General features: G+C 64.6%; 21 protein-coding genes. 11 read left to right on the top strand and 10 right to left on the bottom strand.

What is annotated here, in order from left to right; genetic code table 11:
* Positions 1 to 10 precede the first annotated feature (10 nt).
* From B2246_RS26610 to B2246_RS26600, 3 genes are all read right to left on the bottom strand, one after another.
* Positions 11 to 3202, bottom strand: a complete 3192-nt coding sequence (locus B2246_RS26610) for an efflux RND transporter permease subunit (RefSeq protein ID WP_008641450.1) — start codon at positions 3200 to 3202, stop codon at positions 11 to 13.
* A 105-nt stretch (positions 3203 to 3307) separates the two neighbouring features.
* The gene (locus tag B2246_RS26605) at positions 3308 to 4543 is read right to left on the bottom strand and encodes an efflux RND transporter periplasmic adaptor subunit (RefSeq protein ID WP_008641454.1); all 1236 of its coding nucleotides are present in this window, start codon (positions 4541 to 4543) and stop codon (positions 3308 to 3310) included.
* A gap of 211 nt (positions 4544 to 4754) precedes the next feature.
* Complete coding sequence (locus B2246_RS26600) at positions 4755 to 5630, bottom strand: alpha/beta hydrolase (RefSeq protein ID WP_008641455.1); 876 nt, start codon at positions 5628 to 5630, stop codon at positions 4755 to 4757.
* A 372-nt stretch (positions 5631 to 6002) separates the two neighbouring features.
* On the opposite strand from B2246_RS26600, the gene B2246_RS26595 reads away from it, so the two are divergent.
* The gene (locus B2246_RS26595) at positions 6003 to 6929 is read left to right on the top strand and encodes a LysR family transcriptional regulator (RefSeq protein WP_008641456.1); all 927 of its coding nucleotides are present in this window, start codon (positions 6003 to 6005) and stop codon (positions 6927 to 6929) included.
* A 70-nt stretch (positions 6930 to 6999) separates the two neighbouring features.
* On the opposite strand, the gene B2246_RS26590 is transcribed toward B2246_RS26595, so the two are convergent.
* Positions 7000 to 8253, bottom strand: coding sequence for a M20/M25/M40 family metallo-hydrolase (locus B2246_RS26590; RefSeq protein ID WP_008641457.1), 1254 nt, complete (start codon positions 8251 to 8253; stop codon positions 7000 to 7002).
* A 165-nt stretch (positions 8254 to 8418) separates the two neighbouring features.
* Between B2246_RS26590 and B2246_RS26585 the strand changes: the two genes are divergently transcribed.
* Entirely contained in the window at positions 8419 to 9504 is a 1086-nt protein-coding gene (locus tag B2246_RS26585) for a GlxA family transcriptional regulator (protein WP_286881283.1), read from the top strand.
* Positions 9505 to 9532: 28 nt separating this feature from the next.
* Here the strand turns inward: B2246_RS26585 and B2246_RS26580 are convergent, their stop codons facing one another.
* Positions 9533 to 10264, bottom strand: a complete 732-nt coding sequence (locus B2246_RS26580) for a BON domain-containing protein (RefSeq protein WP_017511240.1) — start codon at positions 10262 to 10264, stop codon at positions 9533 to 9535.
* A 231-nt stretch (positions 10265 to 10495) separates the two neighbouring features.
* Between B2246_RS26580 and B2246_RS26575 the strand changes: the two genes are divergently transcribed.
* From B2246_RS26575 to B2246_RS26565, 3 genes are all read left to right on the top strand, one after another.
* The gene (locus B2246_RS26575; RefSeq protein ID WP_008641461.1) at positions 10496 to 11209 is read left to right on the top strand and encodes an SOS response-associated peptidase; all 714 of its coding nucleotides are present in this window, start codon (positions 10496 to 10498) and stop codon (positions 11207 to 11209) included.
* Between the two features lie 117 nt (positions 11210 to 11326).
* A complete protein-coding gene (locus B2246_RS26570; RefSeq protein ID WP_008641463.1) occupies positions 11327 to 11524 on the top strand; it encodes a hypothetical protein in 198 nt (65 codons plus the stop codon).
* Between the two features lie 117 nt (positions 11525 to 11641).
* On the top strand, positions 11642 to 12724 hold the full coding sequence (locus tag B2246_RS26565) for a calcium:proton antiporter (protein WP_008641465.1): 1083 nt from the start codon (positions 11642 to 11644) through the stop codon (positions 12722 to 12724).
* Between the two features lie 67 nt (positions 12725 to 12791).
* Here the strand turns inward: B2246_RS26565 and pcaD are convergent, their stop codons facing one another.
* The 4 genes from pcaD to B2246_RS26545 are packed head-to-tail and all read right to left on the bottom strand — an operon-like array spanning position 12792 to position 16031.
* The gene (pcaD, locus tag B2246_RS26560) at positions 12792 to 13568 is read right to left on the bottom strand and encodes a 3-oxoadipate enol-lactonase (RefSeq protein WP_186425904.1); all 777 of its coding nucleotides are present in this window, start codon (positions 13566 to 13568) and stop codon (positions 12792 to 12794) included.
* A complete protein-coding gene (locus tag B2246_RS26555; protein WP_286881284.1) occupies positions 13558 to 14544 on the bottom strand; it encodes a tripartite tricarboxylate transporter substrate binding protein in 987 nt (328 codons plus the stop codon). Before B2246_RS26555 ends, pcaD begins: the two co-directional genes overlap by 11 nt.
* A gap of 30 nt (positions 14545 to 14574) precedes the next feature.
* Positions 14575 to 14853, bottom strand: coding sequence for a muconolactone Delta-isomerase (catC, locus tag B2246_RS26550; protein ID WP_008641477.1), 279 nt, complete (start codon positions 14851 to 14853; stop codon positions 14575 to 14577).
* 53 nt (positions 14854 to 14906) lie between these two features.
* On the bottom strand, positions 14907 to 16031 hold the full coding sequence (locus tag B2246_RS26545; protein ID WP_008641478.1) for a muconate/chloromuconate family cycloisomerase: 1125 nt from the start codon (positions 16029 to 16031) through the stop codon (positions 14907 to 14909).
* 173 nt (positions 16032 to 16204) lie between these two features.
* On the opposite strand from B2246_RS26545, the gene B2246_RS26540 reads away from it, so the two are divergent.
* Complete coding sequence (locus tag B2246_RS26540; protein WP_286881303.1) at positions 16205 to 17080, top strand: LysR family transcriptional regulator; 876 nt, start codon at positions 16205 to 16207, stop codon at positions 17078 to 17080.
* Here B2246_RS26540 and B2246_RS26535 read toward each other — a convergent pair whose 3' ends face one another.
* Entirely contained in the window at positions 17081 to 17998 is a 918-nt protein-coding gene (locus tag B2246_RS26535; protein ID WP_008641481.1) for a LysR family transcriptional regulator, read from the bottom strand.
* A 173-nt stretch (positions 17999 to 18171) separates the two neighbouring features.
* Between B2246_RS26535 and catA the strand changes: the two genes are divergently transcribed.
* From catA to B2246_RS26510, 5 genes are all read left to right on the top strand, one after another.
* Positions 18172 to 19095, top strand: a complete 924-nt coding sequence (gene catA, locus B2246_RS26530) for a catechol 1,2-dioxygenase (protein WP_286881286.1) — start codon at positions 18172 to 18174, stop codon at positions 19093 to 19095.
* Positions 19096 to 19226: 131 nt separating this feature from the next.
* Entirely contained in the window at positions 19227 to 20621 is a 1395-nt protein-coding gene (gene benA, locus B2246_RS26525) for a benzoate 1,2-dioxygenase large subunit (protein ID WP_286881287.1), read from the top strand.
* Positions 20618 to 21112 (top strand): benzoate 1,2-dioxygenase small subunit, encoded by a 495-nt coding sequence (benB, locus tag B2246_RS26520; RefSeq protein ID WP_008645756.1) that lies wholly within the window; start codon positions 20618 to 20620, stop codon positions 21110 to 21112. Before benA ends, benB begins: the two co-directional genes overlap by 4 nt.
* A 41-nt stretch (positions 21113 to 21153) precedes the next feature.
* Positions 21154 to 22173: a benzoate 1,2-dioxygenase electron transfer component BenC gene (benC, locus tag B2246_RS26515; RefSeq protein ID WP_286881288.1), complete on the top strand. Its 1020-nt coding sequence runs from the start codon at positions 21154 to 21156 to the stop codon at positions 22171 to 22173.
* Positions 22173 to 22967, top strand: a complete 795-nt coding sequence (locus B2246_RS26510) for a 1,6-dihydroxycyclohexa-2,4-diene-1-carboxylate dehydrogenase (protein WP_286881289.1) — start codon at positions 22173 to 22175, stop codon at positions 22965 to 22967. Before benC ends, B2246_RS26510 begins: the two co-directional genes overlap by 1 nt.
* Positions 22968 to 22976: the final 9 nt, after the last annotated feature.

Raw genomic sequence — 22976 nt, 5'->3', positions numbered from 1 at the left:
TTGTTCACCCTTATTCTGCCGATACCACCGGCTGCGACGCCGTTGCAGGCTGCTCAGCCACCTTCCGGCGCTGGCCACGCGTGGCCAGCAAACGCAGCGCCACATAGAAGACCGGCGTCAGGAACAGGCCGAAGAACGTCACCCCCAGCATCCCCGCGAACACGGCCACGCCCATCGCATGGCGCATTTCCGCGCCGGCGCCGGTGGACACCACCAGCGGCACTACACCCATGATGAAAGCGAACGACGTCATCAGGATCGGGCGCAGACGCAGGCGGCTGGCCTCGATCGCGGCCTGCACCACCGTACGGCCGTGATGCTCCAGCTCACGCGCGAACTCGACGATCAGGATCGCGTTCTTCGCGGATAGCCCCACCAGCACGATGAAACCGATCTGCGTGAAGATGTTGTTGTCGCCACGGGTCAGCCACACACCGGTCATGGCGGCCAGCAGGCTCAGCGGCACGATCAGGATCACCGCCAGCGGCAGCGTCAGGCTTTCGTACTGGGCGGCCAGCACCAGGAACACCAGCAACACGCACAGCGGGAAGATCCAGACGCCCGCATTGCCGGCCAGGATGTCCTGGTACGTCAGCTCGGTCCACTCGAAGCCGATACCCTTGGGCAGCGTCTCCGCGGCGATCCGCTCGGCGGCGGCCTGCGCCTGACCCGACGAGAAGCCAGGAGCCGGACCACCATTCATATCGGCAGCCGTGAAGCCGTTGTAGCGGATCACACTGTCGGGGCCGAAGCTCTGCTTGACCTGCACCAGCGACGACAGCGGCACCATCTCGCCACTCACGTTGCGCGTCTTCAGTTGCAGGATGTCCTCTGCATGCTGGCGGAACTGCGCATCGGCCTGCACCTTGACCTGGTACGTGCGACCAAACTTGTTGAAGTCGTTGACGTACGCCGAGCCGAGGTAGGTCTGGAGCGTGTCGAAGACGTCGGTCACGGGCACGCCGAGTTGCTTGGCCTTGGTGCGGTCCAGTTTCACGTCGAGCTGCGGCACGTTCACCTGATAGTTGCTGAAGATGCCGGCCAGTTCGGGCGTGGCGCGCGCCTTGGTCATGAACGCGTTGGTCGCATTGAACAGTTCGTCATAGCCCAGCGCGGCGCGGTCTTCGATCATCATCTTGAAACCGCCGATCGTACCGAGGCCCTGCACCGGCGGGGGCGGGAACACCGCGATGAAGGCGTCCTGGATCGAGCCGTACTGCTTGTTCAGATCGGCCGCGATCGCATTGCCAGACAGCTCCTTGCTCTTGCGCTTGTCGAACGGATCGAGCGTGACGAACACGATGCCGGCGCTCGGGCTGTTGGTGAAGCCGTTGATCGACAGGCCCGGGAATGCCACCGCCGACTCCACGCCCGGATGCTTGAGCGCGATATCCGACATGCGGCGGATCACGTCTTCCGTGCGATCCAGCGTCGCGCCGTCAGGCAGCTTGGCGAAGCTCACCAGGTACTGCTTGTCCTGCGCCGGCACGAAGCCCTTCGGCACCATCTGGAACACGCCCCAGGTTGCCACCAGCATCAGCGCGTACACGCCGAACACCGAGCCCTTGCGACGAATCACACCCTTCACGCCCCGGCCATAGTTGTCCGAGCTGCGGCGGAAGAACTGGTTGAAGCGGACGAAGAACTTGCCGAGCACCTTGTCCATGGCGCGCGTCAGCCAATCCTTCGGCGCGTCGTGGCTCTTGAGCAGCAGCGCGGACAGCGCGGGCGAAAGCGTCAGCGAGTTGAACGCCGAGATGATCGTCGAGATCGAGATCGTCAGCGCGAACTGCTTGTAGAACTGCCCGGTCAGGCCAGTCATGAATGCCAGCGGTACGAACACGGCGATCAGCGTCAGCGCGATGGCGATGATCGGGCCGCTTACCTCGCGCATGGCCTTGTACGTGGCTTCCTTCGGCGACAACCCTTCCTCGATATTCCGCTCGACGTTCTCCACCACCACGATCGCATCGTCCACCACGATACCGATTGCCAACACCAGACCGAACAGGCTCAGCGCGTTGATCGAGAACCCGAACGCGTGCATCAGCCCGAACGTGCCGACGATCGACACCGGCACGGCCAGCAGCGGAATGATCGACGCGCGCCAGGTCTGCAGGAACAGGATCACCACCAGCACCACCAGCGCGATGGCCTCGAACAGCGTGTGCGTCACCGCCTCGATACTGTGGCGCACGAACTGGGTCGGGTCATAGACGATGCTGTAGTCCACGCCCTCCGGCATGTTCGCCTTCAGCTCGGCCATCGTCTTGCGCACATCGTCCGAGATCTGGATCGCGTTCGACCCCGGCGCCTGGAAGATCGGCAGCGCCACGGCGGACTTGTTGTCGAGCAGCGAACGCAGTGCGTACTCGGAGGCACCCAGCTCTACGCGGGCGATGTCCTTGAGGTACGTCACCGCGCCGTCCGGCGAGGTGTTGACGATGATGTCGCCAAACTCTTCCACCGTCTGCAGACGGCCCTGCGCGTTGACCGACAGTTGCAGATCGGTGCCCGGCAGCGAGGGCGACTGTCCGATCACGCCGGCTGCCACCTGCACGTTCTGCTCGCGGATGGCCTTGACCACGTCCGAGGCCGCCAGATGGCGCTCGGCGATCTTGTCGGGGTTCAACCACACACGCATCGAGTAGTCGCCCGAGCCGAACATCTGCACCTGACCGACGCCCTGGATACGCGCCAGGCGGTCCTTGACGTTAATCAGCGCGTAGTTGCGCAGATACGTCATGTCATAGCGATTGTTCGGCGAGACCAGGTGCACCACCATGGTCAGGTCAGGCGAGCTCTTGACCGTGGTGATGCCCAGGCGGCGCACGTCCTCGGGCAGGCGCGGCTCGGCCTGCGAGACGCGGTTCTGCACGAGCTGCTGGGCCTTGTCCGGGTCCGTGCCCAGCTTGAAGGTCACCGTCAGCGTCAGCGTGCCGTCGCTGTTGGCCTGCGAGTTCATGTAGAGCATGTCCTCGACGCCGTTGATCTGCTCTTCCAGCGGCGTGGCCACGGTCTCGGCGATCACCTTCGGGTTGGCGCCCGGGAACTGCGCGCGCACCACCACCGACGGCGGCACCACTTCCGGGTACTCCGAGATCGGCAACTTGAACATCGATATGGCGCCGATCAGGAAGATCAGCACCGATAGCACACCCGCGAAAATGGGGCGGTCGATAAAGAATTTCGAGAGATTCATCTTGGTCTCGGCGAAAACAGCCCCCCCTGGCGGTCCGCTCGCAAGCGGACGCCATTCGATGCCACGAAGGGGGGAAATTGTCTGTGTCTGGCTAGACTGGGTTGCTTAGCTCACGTTGGGCTTGTCGGCCTTCTCTTCCGCTGCCTGCTTGCGGTCCGGCGCGTTGCCTCGCGGTTCGAGCTCGCTGCGGAAGGCCATCGATACCGGCTTCGGCGCAACGGTGTCGCCTGGCCGCACACGCATCAGGCCATTGACGACGATGCTCTCGCCCGGCTTCAAGCCCTTGCGGATCACACGCAGCCCTTCATACGTCGGCCCGAGTTCGACTTCGCGATACGTGAGCTTGTTGGCCTGATCCACCACGAGCACGAACTTCTTGCCCTGGTCCGTGCCGATGGCGCGATCGTTGATCAGCACAGCCGGATGCGGCGTGCCGCCACCGAGCTTGATCTTCGCGTACAGGCCCGGCAGCAGGCGGCCATCTTCATTGGCGAAGATCGCCCGCACGCGGATCGTGCCGCTGCGCGTATCCAGCCGGTTGTCCACCGAGTGGATTTTGCCTTCGTGCGGGGTGTTGTCCTCGTTGGCCAGCCCCAGGAACACCGGCAGATCATTCTTGCCGCCGCTGGCGCCCGGCGCCGTGTAGCGCAGGTAGCTCTGCTCGTCGACGTCGAAGCTCGCGTACACCGGCGACACGGACACCACCGTGGTCAGCGCCGGGGACGCCGCGCCGGCGGCCACCAGGTTGCCCACCGTGATCTCTGCGCGCGACACCTTGCCCGACACCGGCGCGACGATGCGCGTGTAGCTCAGGTTCAGCTTCGCCACTTCCAGCGCCGCCTGTGCGCCGCGCACGTCGGCCGACATCTCGCTGGCGGCGTTGATCCGCTCATCGAACTCGCGGCGCGAGATCGCGTTGTCGTCCAGCAGGCGCTGGGCGCGGGCTTTCTCGGTCTGCGCAAGTGACGCGCGTACCTGCGCCGCTGCCAAGGCGGCTTCGGCACGTGCCACTTCGGCGGCATACGGACGCGGATCGATCGTGAACAACGGATCGCCCTTCTTCACGATCGAACCCTCGCGGAAGTGCACGGTTTCGATCGTGCCGGAAACACGCGGACGGATCTCCACACGGTCCACCGCTTCGATGCGGCCGGAGAATTCATCCCATTCGGTGATGGTCTTGCCGACCGCCGCGGACACTTCCACCGCCGGTGCCGGCGGCGGAGTATTGGCCTGTGCTTCCCCGCCGTGCCAGGGACGCAGAACCGAGGTTGCCACGCCGGTGCCCAGGATTGCCACGATGGCAATCGCAATCAGCGTGCGTCGAGACTGTTGATTCATTTTTCTTCACTCCGTGATTCGTCGGGTTTCTTCAACTGGAAAAGCAAAAATCGAGGCCGAACGCCGCCCGCCGAGCCGAGTGGCCCGGAAATCGGGAATACGGGGGTGTTCCCGTCCGGTCAGGACGGGATTGCTGCTGCCAGCCTCAAAGGGCGCTGGCCGTTGAATCCGATACCGTCATGCTCCCGGTATCGGCCGGTGTTCGGACCGGTTACGAGGCGTCGTCGGCCTTTGCGAAACAATCGCGCAGGAACCGCGCACCTTCTTCGACCCATGCCTGACACTTCTCATGGGACTGTTCCACCCCGTCGCCGCAGGCGCCGGGCATGATCAGGGCCCTGGCCGATATTCCGGCCTTGGCCAGCTTCGCGGCGAAGGCTTCACCTTCGGCACGCAAGGCGTCTTGTTCCGCCACCTGCACCAGCGTGGCAGGCAGGCCGGACATCCGCGATGCCAGCGCCGGCGCCGCGTACGGGTGCACGCTGTCGGCCGGTGTCGGCAGGTATTCGCGATAGTTGCAGGCCAGGCGGCGCAGCATTTCCATCGGCACCTGACGCGTCGAAGACATCGCCGACAGGCACGGGTCCGTAACGGGGCGGATCAGCCACTGGCCCGCCGGCTGCGGCAGGCCGCGATCCCGCAGCATCTGCGCCGTGGCAATCGCCAGGTTGCCGCCCGCCTCTTCGCCGACCAGCGCGAAGCGCAGCTTGTCGACCTTGAGCTTCTTCGCCTGCTTCAATACCCACGTCACGGTGGCCACGGCGTCCTCGGGCGCGGCCGGGAACGGATTTTCGGGCGCCAGCGAGTATCCCGGGGTCACCACCACGGCCGGGACCGACTCCGCCAGATCCCGCGCCAGTTCCTTGGCTGCCTCGACGTCACCTTCGACAAAACCACCGGCATGGAGATACACCAGCCATGGCAAGGTTGCCGAGCCTGCGCTCAACGGCCAATAACCTGCGGGGTAACACACGCAGACCTTGATCTCCCGATCGCCACTGACGACCATATGCTGCACCACGTACGGTTCGCCCTGTTCTGCGGCCGGTTGCACGGCGGAACTACGGGCTGTGGTGGTCTTGGTCATGGCGTTCAGGCGACCGGCATGGGTCGTCGATACTGTGTTGCGATGCATCGAATTATGGTGATTGACGATGATGGGATAAAGCGAGCTATTGCCAACGCACTATTTCTGAGTTGGAATAATCGCTGAAGTGAAACCACATGCTTGGCAAGGTCACCCAAAATGTGATTCACTCCGGTCCTTTGGTGCCGCGCAGTTTGGGGAAACATGCGCGTCCACCACGCCCCCAGCCTCCACCCGTCCCCGCTCCGGCCTCCACTGGCGGACCGCCGGCAGCAAACCCAGGCCGCGCACTTGACATGCAGCGGACCCATTCCCGCCAGACATCCTTCTGAACGCAAGCTAGCTCGTACTTCTTTCGAAAGCTTCTCAATCATGGATCGTCTTGTTTCCATGCAGGCATTCACGCGGGTGGTGGATGTCGGCAGCTTTGCGCGTGCGGCGGAGTCATTAGACCTGCCAAAGGCCACCCTCACCCGCCTGATCCAGAATCTGGAAACCCATCTGGGCGTCAAGCTGCTGCATCGGACAACGCGCCGCATCAGCGTGACGACCGATGGCGCTGCCTACTACGAACGCTGCGTCCGTATCCTGGCCGACGTCGAGGAAGCGGAACAATCGCTTACGCGACACAACAACTCGCCGCGCGGCACGCTATGCGTCGACACCACGAGCGGGCTCGCGCAGATGGTGCTGCTGCCGCACCTGCACGACTTCTTCAAGGCTTATCCCGACCTGAAGCTCGAGCTGACCATCAATGGCAAGCCGATCGATCTGCTCAAGGAAGGCGTGGACGTGGTGCTGCGCGTTGGCGCGCTCGACGAGTCGATGGTGGCGCGACGCATCGGTCAGTTGAAGCTGGCGTTCTATGCGTCGCCGATCTATCTGCGTCGCGTTGGCACGCCGCAGAATCTGACCGAGCTGGCACAGCACAAGGCGGTCAACTTCCTGTCCAACCGCACCGGCCGTGAAATGCCCTGGCCGTTGTCGCGCGGCGGCGAACGCACCGAGGTGTTGCTGCCATCGGCCATTTCGACCAACGATGCCGATGTCTACATGGCCTGCGCGCTTGAAGGCCATGGCATCGCCCGCATCTCGCGCGCGATGGCCGAACCGTACGTCAACAGCGGCCGGTTGGTCGAGGTGATGAGCGACTGGCAGACGGATGAATTGCCGATCTCGGCGATGTACCCGCAGAACCGGCATCTGTCGGCCAAGGTGCGGGTCTTCGTGAACTGGGCGGCGGAACTGTTCTCGCGCCATCCGCATTTCGGCGCGGCCCCGCAGGCGGTAGCGGCGTAGTTGTCACCGCCTGCTTGTTCCCTCTCCCGTTAGCACGGGAGAGGGAACCTTGCCGCAGCATTCGATACGCTCAGTTCTTTCCGATCTCCTGCAGCATCCGCGTCATCAGATACAGACGGGGCACGATCGAATCGAGCTCCACGTATTCGTCGCGAGCGTGGTACCCGAAGCCAGACAGGCCGAAGCTCTCCAGCACCACCGCCTTGCCCGACCGCCCCGCATAGCCAGCGTCCGTGCCGCCACCCGTGCCGGGGATCAGCAGCAGCGAGCGGCCGTCGAGTTCCGCATAGACCTGCTGCGCGCGTTTGGCCAGGTCCTTCGCGCGGGCGTCAGCCACATAGGCGGGCCGGCCCTCTTCCATCGTCACCGTGGTCTGCGTATCGGGAACCAGGTGACCCGCGTTGACCTTCTCCTGCAGCGCGGTCTGCAGCTTCTGCGCGGCACCATTGGCCGTGACACGCACATCGCCATACGCACTGGCCAACTCGGGGATCTGGTTGCCCACGTCGCCGCCCTTGGCCATGGTCCAGTTCAGTTGAGAGCCGGGCACCGACTTGGCCACATCACGCGTCTGCTGCAACTGATAGGCCAGTTCGATCAGCGCATTGCGACCCAACTCCGGCGCCGCGCCGGCGTGCGACGAGCGGCCCTTGACCTGCATCGTTGCAGTCGCCGTGCCGGCAGCGCCCAGCAGCAGCGACTCCGACTTGGCGACAGACTTGGCCACGTTCGGCTCGCAGGACAGCACCACGTCCTGCTGATCGGCCAGCGCCGCAATCGTTTCGCCCGATCCGCCCGAACCGACTTCCTCGTCGGCGTTGAACAGCACGGTCAGTTGCGCGTAGTCCTTCCATCCTTGCGCCTTGAGGATTTCCAGCGAATGCAGGACCACCGCAATGCCGCCCTTGTCGTCGGCGATGCCGGGACCGTAGAGGCGGTTGCCGTCCTCACGGATCGGCTGCGTCTTGAGGATACCGGCCGGATAGACCGTATCCATATGGGCAATCAACATGATCTTGCGCTTGCCCGTACCGGTCAGCGTCGCCTTGACGATCGGGCTCTTGCCCGAGCTTGCCGGCACACGCTCCACCTTGGCGCCCAACGCCTGGAGCCGCTTCGACGTGTAGTCCGCCATGCGGTCGAGCCCTTCGATATTGGCGCTGCCCGACTCTATCGACACCATGTCCTTGAGGGACTGCACCACGGCCGGCTGGGCGGATCGCGCGGCATCGAGCAACCCGGTATCGGCGCCGGCAGCCACGGCGGCATTGCAGACCACGGCAGCAGCAGCGGCGATGGCAAGGTGGCGAAGGGAAAGCAGCATGACGTCTCCTGTTCTGATGGAAGCCTCAAATGTAGCCCTTGCGATATCTCGCGGGGAGGCTCAATATCGCCATTCCCAAAGCCGATCCCGCCACAGCCCGTTCGCTCCTCGCCTTTCCCCTTCTTTCTCCCTTTTTCGTCCTTCTCGTCCTTCTCGCCCCCACGCATGGCCGATCCCGCTACCACGTCCAATCACCCCCTGCACGTCAAGCTGCTATGGCTGCCCGATGCGATGCCCGGCACGCTGTTCGGCGCGCTCGACGTGCTGCGCACGGCGGCCGGCGTCGCCCAATTGCAGCGGCCTGGCGAATCGAATCTGCTGACGTGGGAAATCATCGGAGGCAATGGCCGGGCACTGCCCGCGCCGCTGCCTGGCCTGCAGGCGGTACCCGCCCGGCGTGGCCAGCGCCATGGCCGGACGCTGATGATCGTGCCCGGGCTGATGGCCCACAGCGCGCCGCATCTGAGCGAGATGGTCACGAACGATACCGTCACGCAACGTACGATCGCGCGTCATGTGGACGCAGGGGGCTGGCTGGCTGCCATCTACTCGGGCATGGTTTACCCGCTTGCGCTGGGCCTGCTCGACGGCGCGCGATGCGGGGCGCCATGGATGTTCCAGAGCTCGCTGGCACAGCGATTCCCGGGTTGCGACCTGTCTTCGGACGAGCCGATAGGCCTGCACGAGCGCGTGTTCCATTGCGTCGCCCCGGCGCTGTTGACCGAATTCATGCTTCGCGTGCTGGGCCATCTGCACGACCCCGACCTCGCGCAGACCGTCTCGCGCTTGCTGCTCTATCAGCAGGAACGCCAGCAATGGGTGCCGGAACTGGTTTCGCAACGCTGGCTCGGTAAAACCACGGACAGCCCGGTGTATCGCGCCATTGGCTGGCTTCAGGCCCACGTCGACGAGCCATACCGGCTTGGCGCCGTGGCCGAGGCGGCAGCCGTCAGCGAGCGGACGCTGCTGCGCCATTTTCGGCAGGTCACCGGGCAGACGCCGCTCGACTACCTGCACCGGCTGCGCGTGGAACGCGCGCGCATGTTGCTCGAAGTCACGCTGCACGGCACGCAGGCCATCGCCGAAGCGTGCGGCTACAGCGATGCCGCGGCGTTCCGGCGGCTGTTTCAGCGCGCCATGCAGATGTCGATGTCGGAGTACCGCACGCGCTTTGCGTTGCGCACGCGCCGCCGTTACTGGCGTGTAGAAGGCCAGGCGGCGCGACGTGGCCGCGCCGCGCCGCAGACGTGAAGTGTCCCGCGATGAATCGCCGGAACCGTTAACTGCTCAGGGCGATGTGATTGATGACGTTTTCCACGCCGTGCACATACCAGGCGTCCCGTTCGACTTGCCTGCGCGCGCCATCGCTGGACGCGTAGCCGTCGAGCGTCACCACACGGCGATCCGTACGCACACTGATGCGAGCTGCGTCGACGAACGGGTCGGTTTCCAGCACCAGCCGCAATGCCTCGGAGATCTCCTCGTCGCTATCGGCTTCGGCCGGCGCAATCACGATGTCATTGATCACGCAGCGGCAGCCGCGTGACCACCAGGCCAGCACGCCGGCCAGCCGCATGTGCGACAGGCTGATCACCTGCCCGTTGAGCGTGACCGCGCCGTCATGCACGGAGACCTCCAGCCAGCCGCTGCGCTCACCCACCGCTTCGCGCACGGGTTCGAGCTGGCCCTTGACCCGCGCGCAGATCTTGCAGTTCCGGAAATCAATCGCGCTCCGCAGTCGCTCGCAGACCGCCGCACGTACCTCGCCGTCACCAATCGGTGTGCCGCCGTTGGCAATGCGCAGGTGATCGATCACCATCGTGACGCCGTCCACACGCCGCAACTGGGCCGCGGTACGGGTCTTGTCGACAATATCGGCAACTTCGCCTTCGAGAATCAGCGCGCCGTCGGACAGGCGCAGGTTGATGGTGGGATGGAGATGGTGGCCTTGATATGGCACATGAGCCAACGCGGCTCGTGCCAGCGTCAGCACCGCTTCGCTACTATGCATGATGTCAATCTCCCCATTTGGCGTGGAGATGGTGGGATGCGTGCCCCTGCCTGCAAGCACGTGTAGCGCGTCGGCCGGGGACATCCGGCGGAAGTCCCCGCGTCCGCCTAGGCATTATAGGAAGCGCCCCGCCGCATCACCGCGCATCACCACGCGTATGGCGCGCGCATATTGACCCGTGACACCTTAGCGTGGACGATACGCGGCAGACCGGCTCTCAGGAGCGCCCGCATGTGCACGAACTACGCCCCCGTCCAGCAGCGAATCCTGCGTGAAATCTTCGGTGTGGAGCCACCTCCGGGGATCTACCCGCAGGAAACCTGGCCCGACTACGCCGCGCCGATCGTCCACGCCGCCCCGGACGGACCACGACAGTGCGCATTGGCCACCTTCGGCATGGTGCCGCGCAAGCGTACCCCACCCGGTGGCCGCCGCTACGATACGACCAACGCACGCAGCGAGACCGTCGGCGAAAAGCCCACGTTCGCGCCTGCCTGGCGGCACGGTCAGCTTTGCCTGGTACCCGCGAGCGCGTTCTACGAATATGCGTACCCCGAGGACGGCACGCCCGAGCACCCGGGCAAGGCGGAGCGCTGGAAGATCTGGCTACCCGACGCCCCCGCCTTCGGCATCGCCGGGCTCTGGCGGACGTGGCCCGACCAGACCCTGTCCTTCACGATGCTCACGATCAACGCGGAGACCCATCCAGTGTTGCGCCGGATGCACCGGCCGGGCGCCGAAAAACGCTCGATCGTGATCGTCCCGGCGTCCGACTGGGACGACTGGCTGCATTGCCGCAACCCGGAGCTGGCCCGCAGCTTCCTGCGTCTTTACCCCGCGGAAAGCATGGCAACCGCGCCAGATCCCATTGTGAGAGTGACAACAGACAAGACTGCCCGCGCGTCGAAAGACGTGGACGGCCCCGGCGAGGGTTCCACCCCCTGATGCCATCGCCCAAACGGGTGATGCGAGCGCCCTACTGAGTGAGGGTGTCGGATGTAGCCGTACCTGACCATACTGGCCCGCACCAGCCATCAGAGCTGTCCAACAGGTCAGAACAATATGAATTCGGTCACTTTTGTCGGTTACGGTCTTGCGTTCCTCATCGCGGTGATCATCGCCGCGCGCTGGATCTATCTCCATCATCCTGCCCTGCGGGACAGTAACCTCGATCCGCCCAGGAAATCGCCGGGAAACAAGCCAGCAGCCACCGGCCCGGAAGTACTCGACACCGCTACCCGTCCACTGCCGCGCGACTGATACTCGCCCCGGCCGGGAACTGTGGCCGCCCTTCGTTGCCAGAATATCTCTTGCGCGCGCGCCGTCTGGCGTGCACGCTGTGCTTCTGCACGCCACAAAAAGAAAGGAACACAAGGGATGGCAACTTCCAACAAGCTGCCGGCTTGGACCGTCTGGTCCCCGCTGGCTGCCTGGGCAGCGTTCGGCCTGGGCCTTCTATTGACGGGACAGTCGTGGATGATCGCGGTGATGGCCGTGGCCCTGGCGGGCGCGGTATTTTCCGCAGTGCACCATGCCGAGGTCGTCGCCCACAAGGTCGGCGAGCCGTTCGGCACCTTGGTGCTTGCGATTGCCGTGACGGTGATCGAAGTGGCGCTGATCGTGTCGGTGATGCTGTCTTCCGGGCCGGAAAAGGCCGGCCTCGCCCGTGACACGGTGTTCGCGGCGGTCATGATCATCTGCAACGGGATCGTCGGGGTCTGCCTGTTCGTCGGCGGCCTGCATCACCGCGAACAGGCGTTTCAGGCGCCCGGCGCCAATGCCGCGATGGCCATCCTGGTCGCCCTGCTCGGCCTGACCATGGTGCTCCCTAACTTCACCAGTTCGACGCCGGGCCCCATGCTGTCCCCGTCGCAACTCGCCTTCGCGGGCGCCATGTCGCTGGTGCTCTACGGCAGCTTCGTGTTCGTGCAGACGGTGCGGCACCGCGACTACTTCCTGGTGGAAGGCAGCAGCGACGAGAACGAGCATGCGCCGCCGCCTCCGGTGCGCGTCGCGGTAGTCAGTGGCGTGCTGCTGGTCGTCTGCCTGGTGGCCGTGGTGGCGCTGGCCAAGCTGCTGTCCCCATCGGTGGAAGCGGCAGTATTAGGTGCCGGGCTGCCTCCTGCCGTGGTGGGTGTGGTGATTGCGGCGCTGGTGCTACTGCCTGAAGGGCTGGCCGCGTTGCGCGCGGCACGTTCGGACCGGATTCAGACCAGCCTCAACCTTGCGCTCGGCTCCGCGCTGGCCAGTATCGGCCTGACGATTCCGACCGTGGCGGCCGTGTTCATCATGCTCAGCCGGCCGCTTGAACTCGGGCTCGGCCCCAAGGAAATGGTCCTGCTGTTCCTGACCATGATCGTCGCCTCGCTGACGCTGGGCATGGGACGGACCACGATCCTCCAGGGCGTGGTGCACATGGTGATCTTCGCCGCGTATCTGTTCCTGACGATCGTTCCGTAAGGGTACGGTCTTCGGTACGGTCTTTCGCCCCACTCCCATATATGGAAGCGGGGCGAAACGCGACGGTTTACTTCTGCCGCAGGAATCCGATCACGGCATTCCCAAACGCCTCGGGCAGTTCCCAGTTGGACAGGTGAGCGGCAGCCAGCTCCAGATACTCCGCGCCCGGAATCGCCCGGGCGACCTCCTGGCCCTGGGCCGCGGTAGTGGCCAGGTCCTGCTCGCCGGCAATCACCAGCACCGGCGCCTGAACACCCGGCAGCAATCCACGCAGATCAGCGTCGCGCACGGCCGCGCAGTTGGCAACATAGCCTTCGGCGCTGGTACCCGTCAGCATCCGCCGCACCGGCTCGTACTCGTCGCGACGCGTGAGCACGTAGTGATCGGTGAACCAGCGAGCCAGCACGCCGTTGACGATAGCCGCCATGCCATCGCGCCGCACGGTCTCGATCCGGGTGTTCCACACCGACTCTGGGCCGATCAGCGCGGCGGTGTTCGCCAGCACAAAACGTCCGAAACGCCCCGCGTGATGGCGCGCCAGGTACATTCCCGTCATGCCGCCCATCGACAGACCGCAGAAGTGCGCGCGCTCGATGCCGGCATGATCCATGATCGCGATCACGTCTTCAGCAAGTTCGCGCATCCCGAACGACGACGATGGCAAGGCTGAACGCCCGTGGCCGCGCGTGTCATAGCGCAGCACCCGGTAGTGCGCGGTCAGCGCCGCCATCTGCGGCCCCCACATGTCGAGCGTGGTGCCCAGAGAATTGGACATCACCAGCACCGGCTTGTCGGCGGCGCCCTCAATCACGTAATGGAGCCTGCGCGTCGGTTCAGTCGGCATGAATGCCCTTCTCGCGAATGAGCGTGCCCCACTTGGCTGTTTCCTTGGCCAGGTGGTCCTTCAGCGCGGCTGGCGTGCTGCCGATCGGCTCGGCGCCGATGCCTGCCAGGCGCTGCTGCACGGACGGCTTCTTCAGGGCATCGAGCTTGGCCTTGTTCAGCGTGTCGATGACGGGCTGCGGCGTCTTGGCCGGCACGAATGCCGCGAACCACGGCGACAATTCATAGCCAGGCAGCCCCGCTTCGGCCACCGTCGGTACATTGGGCAATGCCGACGACCGCTTGCTGGTGGTGACGGCGATCGCTGTCAGCTTGCCGCTGTCGATATGCGGCTTGGCCGAGGTGATGCTGTCGAACATGTAGTCCACCTGGCCACCGAGCAGATCGGTCATCGCAGGGCCCGATCCCTTGTACGGGATATGGAGCATGTCCACATGGGCCATCGAGGTGAACAGTTCGCCCGCCAGGTGGATCGACGTACCGTTGCCGGCCGACGCATACGTGTACTTGCCCGGCCTGGCCTTGGCGCTCGCGATGACTTCGGCCACGGTCTTGACTGGCGTCTTGGCCTTGTTGGCCACCAGCACGTTGGGCACCACGGCCAGCAGCGACACCGGCGCGAAATCCTTGACCGGATCGTAGCTGAGCTTGCCGTACAGCGCGGGGTTCACGGCCATGCCGTTGGCGACGATGATCAGCGTGTAGCCGTCTGCCGGCGAGCGGGCCACCATTTCGGCGCCGATGTTTCCGCCCGCGCCGGGACGGTTTTCGACCACGATCGCCTGGCCAAGCGTCTTCGACATGTCTTCGCCCAGCGTGCGGGCGATGTTGTCCATCGCGCCGCCGGCCGGGAACGGCACGATCCAGCGGATCGGGTGGTCAGGATAGGCCGCGTGTGCGGGGGCGGCGGCCGCGAACAGCATCGTGGCAGCGAGGGCGGCCGACAGAACGTTCGACCGTTGCAGCAAGGACTTCATTGTCTCCATTCCTTCTTGTGAGCGCGCCGATCAGCGGATCGACGACGGGTGCTTGGCCAGTGGCGTGACGTGGATCTTCATGTACGGGAACAGCGGCAGCGCCGACAGCAGCGTGTGCAGTTCATCGTTCGACTCTACGTCGAACAGGCTGTAGTTGGCGTACTCGCCCACCACGCGGTACAGCGCCTGCCATTTGCCCTGGCGCTGCAGGTCTTGTGAGTAGGCCTTCTCGCGTGCCTTGATCTCATCGGCCTCGGCAGCCGGCAAATCATGCGGAATCTGAACGTCCATCCTGACGAGAAACAGCATTGGGGTCTCCTTGTTCTTGAAGGATGCGGTTAGGTGGTGGGCCAATCAGGCAATCAGGCGGACTTGCGACGATAGTGCGCAAGCTTGTCTTCGTCGATTGCCAGACCCAGCCCCGGACCCTGCGGCAGATGCAGCGAGAAGTCCTTGAACACAGGGCGCTCGACAACGATATCGTCCTTCACCAGCAGCGGGCCGAACAATTCCGTGCCCCATGCCAGTTGCGGCAGCGTGCAGAAGCCGTGCGCCGCGGCGATTGTGCCGACGCTGCCTTCGAGCATCGTGCCGCCGTAGAGCGCGATACCTGCCGCATCGCCCACAGCCGCAGTCCGCAACATGCCGAAGATGCCACCGGACTTGGCAATCTTCAGCGCGAACACATCGGCGGCGCCCAGGCGCGCCAGTTCCATTGCATCCTCGGGGCCCGTCACGGCTTCGTCGGCCATGATCGGCACCACGAAACGGGCGGCCAGACGCGCCAGCGCCGTGCGTTGCTCGCGCGGCGTCGGTTGTTCGATCAGGTCAATGCCGGCCGCTTCGAGCATGGCAATGCCGGTGGCGGCATCGGCTTCGTTCCAGGCCTGGTTCACGTCCACCGTCACGCGGGCGCGATCGCCCAGCGCGCGCTTGATCGCCGAGACATGCGCCACGTCCTCACGCACGCTGCGGCGACCGATCTTGAGTTTGAACGTGTTGTGGCGGCGTTCCCCCAGGAAGCGCTCGGCTTCCTCAATATCGCGTGCGGTATCACCGCTGGCCAGTGTCCAGAGCACCGGCAGCGTGTCGCGCACCGCGCCACCCAGCAGCGTGGCCAGCGGCACGTCCAGACGCTTGCCCTGCGCGTCGAGCATGGCCGATTCCAGCGCCGACTTGGCAAACCGGTTGCCGCGCGCGACCTTGTTCAGGCGCGCCATCGCGGCGTGGACATTGGTGGCGTCCTGACCGACCAGTGCCGGCGCCAGGTAGGTATCGATCGTCAGCTTGATGCCCTCGGGACTTTCGTCGCCGTATGACAGGCCGCCGATGGTAGTGGCCTCACCGATGCCCTCGATCCCGTCGCTGCAGCGCAGCCGCACAATCACCAGCGTCTGCTGCTGCATCGTGGCCATGGCCAACTGATGCGCCCGGATCGTGGGCAGATCGACCAGAATGGCCTCGATGGAAGAAATCGTCGCTGTCATACCCGCTGTCATACCTTTTCCATGCAAATTAGTCTCGTGCACGGAGTATGTACCTTGACTTGCTAGGCGTCCAAGACCGAAGATGTCTCATTCCATACCTTTTCGGTATGCCAGGATTCTCGCCTCTCTCCTTCCTGCGGGAGAGAGGAAAACCCACCGTGATCGCCATCACCATGGAACTCCGCCACCTCCGCTACTTCCAGACGGTTGCCCAGGAACTCAACGTGACACGGGCGGCCGAAAGGCTTCATATGGCACAACCGCCACTTTCCCGACAAATCCGCCAGTTCGAGGAAGAAGTCGGCGTGGCGTTGTTCGATCGTGTCGGGCGGGGCCTGAGGCTGACCGAAGCGGGCCGTTTCCTGCTCGAGCAGTCGCTGCAACTGACGCAGCGACTGGAGGAGACGCTGGAGAGCACGCGGCGCATCGGCCGCAACGAAAAGCGCTGGTTCGGCATCGGCTTCGTTCCGTCGGTGCTGTACGGGGTGCTGCCGGAGCTGATCCGCGAACTGCGTGGCGACGATAGCCAGGTGGAGGTCGGCCTGACCGAGATGATCACGGTACAGCAACTCGAAGCGCTCAAGTCCGGGCGGATCGATCTGGCCTTCGGGCGTCTCACGTTCAACGACCCGGCGATCGTCCACCAGGTGGTGATGGCCGAATCGCTGGTGGCGGCGATCCCGGGCACGGCGCCCACCCCCAGCGCTCCTTTCGATGCCGACGCGCTGGCCCGACAGCCGCTGATCCTCTATCCTGCCCGGCCACGGCCAAGCTACGCCGATCATGTGCTGTCGCTGTTCCGCGGCCAAGGGTTGCAGCCCCGCGTGGTGCAGGAGGCCAACGAACTGCAGACTGCGCTCGGCCTCGTCGCCGCCGGGCTAGGTATCACGCTCGTGCCGTCCTCGGTGCAGCGCCTGCATCGTGACGATGTGCGCTATGTGCCGATCAACGCTCCGGGCTTCGTCTCACCCGTGATCATGAGCTACCGCTCGGGCGACACCTCGCCGTACCTGGCCCGCGCGATCGCATGGGTCCTGCAGCAAGCGTAGTCACTCCTGGGCCGGCGGAATGTACTCCATGCCGATTTCCTCGTAGAGCCGGTAGATCATGTCCAGCATCGCACGCAGGTCCTCGGATTCGTCCAGTGTGCGCATGCTCATGATGATCGGCGACACCAGCTTCGCATCATCAAGCTCAACGTAGGTCACATCGTCACGCTTGAGGCCGTAAACGCTGCTGGGTACCACTGAGATGCCCTCACCCATCGCCACCAACCCCAGCGCGATCTGCAACTCGCGTACCTCGTGGATGCGGCCCGGACGCAACGCGCGGTCGTGAAACGCCGCCAGCACCTGGTCGGCAAAACTCGGGCGTGGCGCCTTCGGGAAGATGATCAGCGTATCTTCGAGCAGATCCGGCAACGCCAGCATCTTCCTGCCGATCGACAGCGGATGCCCCACCGGCAAGGCCACAATCATGCGTTCCTCGCGCAGCACCACACGGCGGACGGCCGGGTCTTCGTGCCGGATGCGGCCAAAGCCCACATCGATGCGCCCTTCCTTGAGTGCCTTGATCTGGTCCATCGTCGACATCTCGTGCAGCGTCAGTTCGATCTCGGCGTGTTCGGTCCGGAAGCGGCGGATGATGCGCGGCAACATGCCGTAGAGCGTGGAGCCCACGAAGCCGATCGACATCGCCCGTTCGATCTTGCCAACCCGGCGCATCATCGCCTCAAGTTCGGTGGTCTGCGCCAGCAGTTGCAGGGCGTGGGTGTAGAAGAAGCGCCCGGTATCGGTCAGCTTGAGCGGCCGGGCGTTGCGCTCGAACAGCAACACGCCCAGCGACTCCTCCAGTTGCTGGATCTGGCGCGACAGCGGGGGCTGGGCGATATGCAGCCGCTCCGCGGCGCGCGTGAAGTTGCGCTCCTCGGCCACGGCCACGAAGTACCTCAAATGTCTCAATTCCAACGCTATACCTCACAGGTATCGTCCGGATACTCAATCAGTCTTGGACTGCCCAAACACCCCTGAACTATGCTCCGCAACAAGTCGGACGGCAATCCTCGATACGGGTTTATACCCACAGAGCATTAACCAACCGATCATTCGACCCCCACCAAAGAGACATTTCGGAGTGAGACATGACGCACGCTGACATCGAAGCGCTGGTAAAGCAGTTCCTCGTACACACCGCCACGCAAGGCACCCCGGACGCACGCGTGCAACAGGTCGTGGTACGGCTGACCACCGATCTGTTCAAGGCGATCGAGGATCTGGATCTGAGCGCCACCGAGGTCTGGAAGGGCATCGAGTATTTCGCCGAGGCAGGCGCCACCCACGAGCTGGGCCTGCTGGCCGCCGGCCTGGGTCTGGAGCGATTCCTGGACATCCGCGCCGACGAGGCGGAAGCCCGCGCGGGCCTGACCGGCGGCACACCGCGCACGATCGAAGGCCCCCTGTATGTGGCCGGCGCGCCCAAATCCACCGGCTTCGCACGGCTCGACGACGGCACGGAGGACAACAAAGGCGAGGTGCTGTTCATGCAGGGCACGGTCTACGACACCGACGGCAAGCCGCTGGCCGGCGCGAAGGTCGAGGTATGGCACGCCAACCTGCTTGGCAACTACTCGTTCTTCGACAAGAGCCAGTCCCACTTCAACCTGCGCCGCACGATCGTCACCGATGCCAACGGCCGCTACCAGTTCCGCAGCATCGTGCCGATGGGCTATGGCTGCCCGCCCGAGGGCACGACGCAGCGCCTGCTGAACCTGCTGGCCCGCCACGGCCGCCGCCCCGCACATATTCACTTCTTCGTATCCGCCGCCGGCCATCGCAAGCTGACCACGCAGATCAACATCGATGGCGACGAGTACCTGTGGGATGACTTCGCCTTTGCCAGCCGCGATGGTCTGGTGCCGGCGGTCGAGCGCGTCGGGGACGCCGCGCGGCTCGACAAGCATGGCGTGAGCAAGCCGTTCGCCTCGATCGACTTCGACTTCCGCCTGTTGCGCGAGGCCACCGACGCCCCGGCCGCCGAAGTGGACCGCATGCGCGCTGCCGCCTGAGGCCAGCGCCAAGGGTCACCGCGCAAGACCGCCCAAGACCGCCTGAGACCGCAGAAAGCGATCTGATTCGCCGGGACGCGCCACCACCGCGCGTCCCGGCCCCTTCCCCGCCGCTCTGGCAGGAGACCACCATGATCCCGATCCATCTGGATACGGGGGCGGGCCCCGCTCGTCCCCAGCATCAGCCCAACCGCCTGGAGAACCTTGCCCAGTTCCTGGTCGAAGACAAGACCACCGGCGACTATCGGCTGCACCGCAGCGCGTTCACGGACGAGGCGCTGTTCGAACTCGAGATGCAGCACATCTTCGAGGGCAACTGGATCTACCTGGCGCACGAAAGCCAGATCCCGAACAACAACGATTACTACACGACGCATATCGGCCGCCAGCCGATCGTGATCGCGCGTAATCGCCAGGGCGAACTAAACGCATTCATCAACGCGTGCAGCCATCGTGGCGCCATGTTGTGCCGGCACAAGCGCGGCAACAAGGCCACATACACCTGCCCATTCCACGGCTGGACATTCAACAACAGCGGCAAGCTACTCAAGGTCAAGGACCCCGAACAGGCCGGCTATCCGGAATGCTTCAACAAGGAGGGGTCCCACGACCTGAAGAAGCTGGCGCGCTTTGCCAACTATCGCGGCTTCCTGTTTGGCAGCCTCAACGCCGATGTGCCGCCGATCGAGCAGTTCCTGGGCGATGCCGCGCGCATCATCGACATGATCGTCGACCAGTCGCCCGATGGCTTGGAGGTGCTGCGTGGCTCGTCGACATACACGTTCGCCGGCAACTGGAAGCTGCAGGCCGAGAATGGCGCCGATGGCTACCATGTGTCCGCCGTGCACTGGAACTACGCCGCCACCACAAGCCACCGCAAGCAGCAGAACGAACGCGAGGACAAGATCCGCGCGATGGATGCGGGCAAGTGGGGTCAGCAAGGCGGCGGCTTCTACGCGTTCGATCACGGCCATATGCTGCTGTGGTCGCGCTGGGCCAACCCGGAAGATCGCCCGAACTTCGCCCGTCGCGACGAGTTCGCACAACGCTGTGGCGAGGAGCGCGCCGACTGGATGATCCAGAACTCGCGCAACCTGTGCCTGTACCCCAATGTCTACCTGATGGACCAGTTCGGCTCGCAGATCCGCCTGCTGCGCCCGCTGTCGGTGGACCGCACCGAAGTCACGATCTACTGCATCGCCCCCAAGGGCGAATCGGACGAGGCCCGCGCGCGCCGCATCCGCCAGTACGAGGACTTCTTCAACGTCAGCGGCATGGCCACGCCCGACGACCTCGAGGAGTTCCGCGCCTGCCAACAGGGCTACGCGGGCCAGGCACTGGCCTGGAACGATATGTGCCGGGGCGCCACGCACTGGATCGACGGGCCCGACGACGCAGCAAAGCGCATCGGTCTGAATCCGGTGATGAGCGGGCTGCGTACCGAGGATGAAGGGCTCTATACCGTACAGCACCGCTACTGGCTGGAGACGATGAAGCGGGCCGTGGCACAGGGAGATGCAGCATGAGCGCCGCCATCCCCATGAGCGATGTCTCGGCCTTTCTCTACCGCGAGTGCCGCCTGCTCGACGACGAGCAATGGGATGAATGGCTGACCTGCTATCACCCCGAGGCGCGATTCTGGATGCCTTGCTGGGATGACGACGGCAAGCTCGTCACCGATCCGGAACGAGAGATTTCGCTGATCTTCTATCCGAACCGGCAGGGGCTGGAAGACCGCATCTTCCGCATCAAGACCGAGCGGTCGAGCGCGACGATCCCTGACACGCGCACGAGCCACAACCTGAGCAATATCGAAATCGAGTCGACCGACGGACATCTGGCCACGGTGCGCTTCAACTGGCACACGCTCGCGCATCGCTACCAGACCAATTTCAGCTACTTCGGCATGTCGCGCTACGTAATCGATTTCTCGCAAGGCACGCCGCGCATCCTGAACAAGTACGTCGTGCTCAAGAACGACTACATCCACCAGGTCATCGACATCTATCACATCTGATTCGCTCGCCGTATCAGGCAGCACCACGGAGGGACAAGGCCATGGAACATACGATCGCCCTGCAGTTCGAAGACGGCGTGACGCGCTTCATCACGTGCGGCGACAACGAGACACTCTCGGACGCCGCCTATCGCCAGCAGATCAACATTCCGCTCGACTGCCGCGACGGCGCGTGCGGCACCTGTCGCGGCCTGTGCGAATCCGGCCACTATGACCTGCCCGAATCGAGCTATATCGAGGACGCGCTGACCGCCGAGGAGGCGGCCAAGGGATACGTGCTGGCCTGCCAGACGCGGCCGCGCTCGGATTGCGTGATCCGCGTGCCGGCTTCGTCCGCCGCCTGCAAGACCGGCGTGACTCGATTCGAGGGCGCGATCGCCGCCGTGGCGCCGCTGTCGGATTCGACCATCGGCTTCTCGATCGACCTCGATGACCCAACCGCGCTCAGCTTCCTGCCCGGGCAGTATGTCAACGTGGAAATCCCGGGCTGTGGACTAACGCGCGCGTACTCGTTCAGTTCGCCGCCGGGCGCGTCTCAGGCGGCCTTCGTCGTGCGCAACGTGCCACAGGGCCGCATGAGCGGCTTTCTGGCCGGCGAGGCGCAGACCGGACAGCGCATGGCATTCTCCGGCCCGTTCGGCAGCTTCTACCTGCGCGCCGTCACGCGACCCGTATTGTTCCTGGCCGGCGGCACCGGCATCGCGCCGTTCCTGTCCATGCTCGACGTATTGGCCGCCAGCGGCAGCACGCATCCGGTGCGCATGGTCTACGGCGTCACGCATGACATCGACCTCGTGGCTACCGAGCGGCTTGAGGCCGCCGCGGCCAGCATCGACGGATTCACCTACCGCACCTGCATTGCCGACGCCGCAAGCTCACACGAGCGCAAGGGCTACGTGACCACGCATGTCGACCCCGCATGGATCAACGACGGAGACGTCGACATCTACCTGTGCGGCCCCGTCGCCATGGTGGAAGCCGTGCGTGACTGGCTGCGGGATGCCGGCATCACGCCGGCCAATTTCTACTACGAGAAGTTTTCGGCCAGCGCGGAGGCATGATGCGCACGACGCAACGTTTCGCCGGCCGGACGATGATCGTCACGGGCGCGGCGCAGGGTATCGGTCGCGGCGTGGCAATGTCCGCGGCTGCCGAGGGCGCGAATGTGGTGCTGGTGGACCGCGCCGCGCTGGTCGAGGAAGTCGCGGCCGAGATTCTGGCTGCGGGCGGCACGGCACTGTCCGTCAATGCGGACCTGGAGACGTATGCGGGAGCGCAGGCGATGGTGGCCACGGCCACCGCTGCCTTCGGCCATGTCGATATCCTGATCAACAACGTGGGCGGCACGATCTGGGCCAAGCCCTATGAGCACTACGCCGAAGCCGAAATCGAGGCGGAGATCCGCCGGTCGCTGTTTCCCACGCTCTGGGGTTGCCGCGCGGTGTTGCCGGGCATGGTCGAGCGCCGCGCCGGAGTCATCGTCAACGTGTCGTCGATTGCGACGCGTGGCATCCATCGCGTGCCCTACGCGGCGGCCAAAGGAGGCGTGAATGCGCTGACCGCGAGCCTGGCGTTCGAGCACGCGGCGGATGGCATTCGCATTAACGCGGTGGCTACGGGCGGTACCGAGGCGCCGCCGCGCAAGATCCCGCGCAACACGCAGCAACAGTCGGAACAGTCGGAACAGGAATCGAAGTGGTATCAGGCAATCGTCGATCAGACCGTGTCGTCGAGCCTGATGCACCGGTACGGGACGATCGAGGAACAAGTGGGTGTGATCCTGTTCCTGGCCTCGGATGAGGCGTCGTATATGACGGGGACTGTGGTGCCGGTGGGTGGCGGAGACCTTGGCTGACGCGCTGAC

Source organism: Cupriavidus sp. UBA2010 (assembly GCF_002335265.1).
GTDB classification, from domain to species: domain Bacteria; phylum Pseudomonadota; class Gammaproteobacteria; order Burkholderiales; family Burkholderiaceae; genus Cupriavidus; species Cupriavidus metallidurans.
Note: the sequence above shows the minus strand (reverse complement) of the source record. Positions and strands in the feature narration are given on the sequence as shown.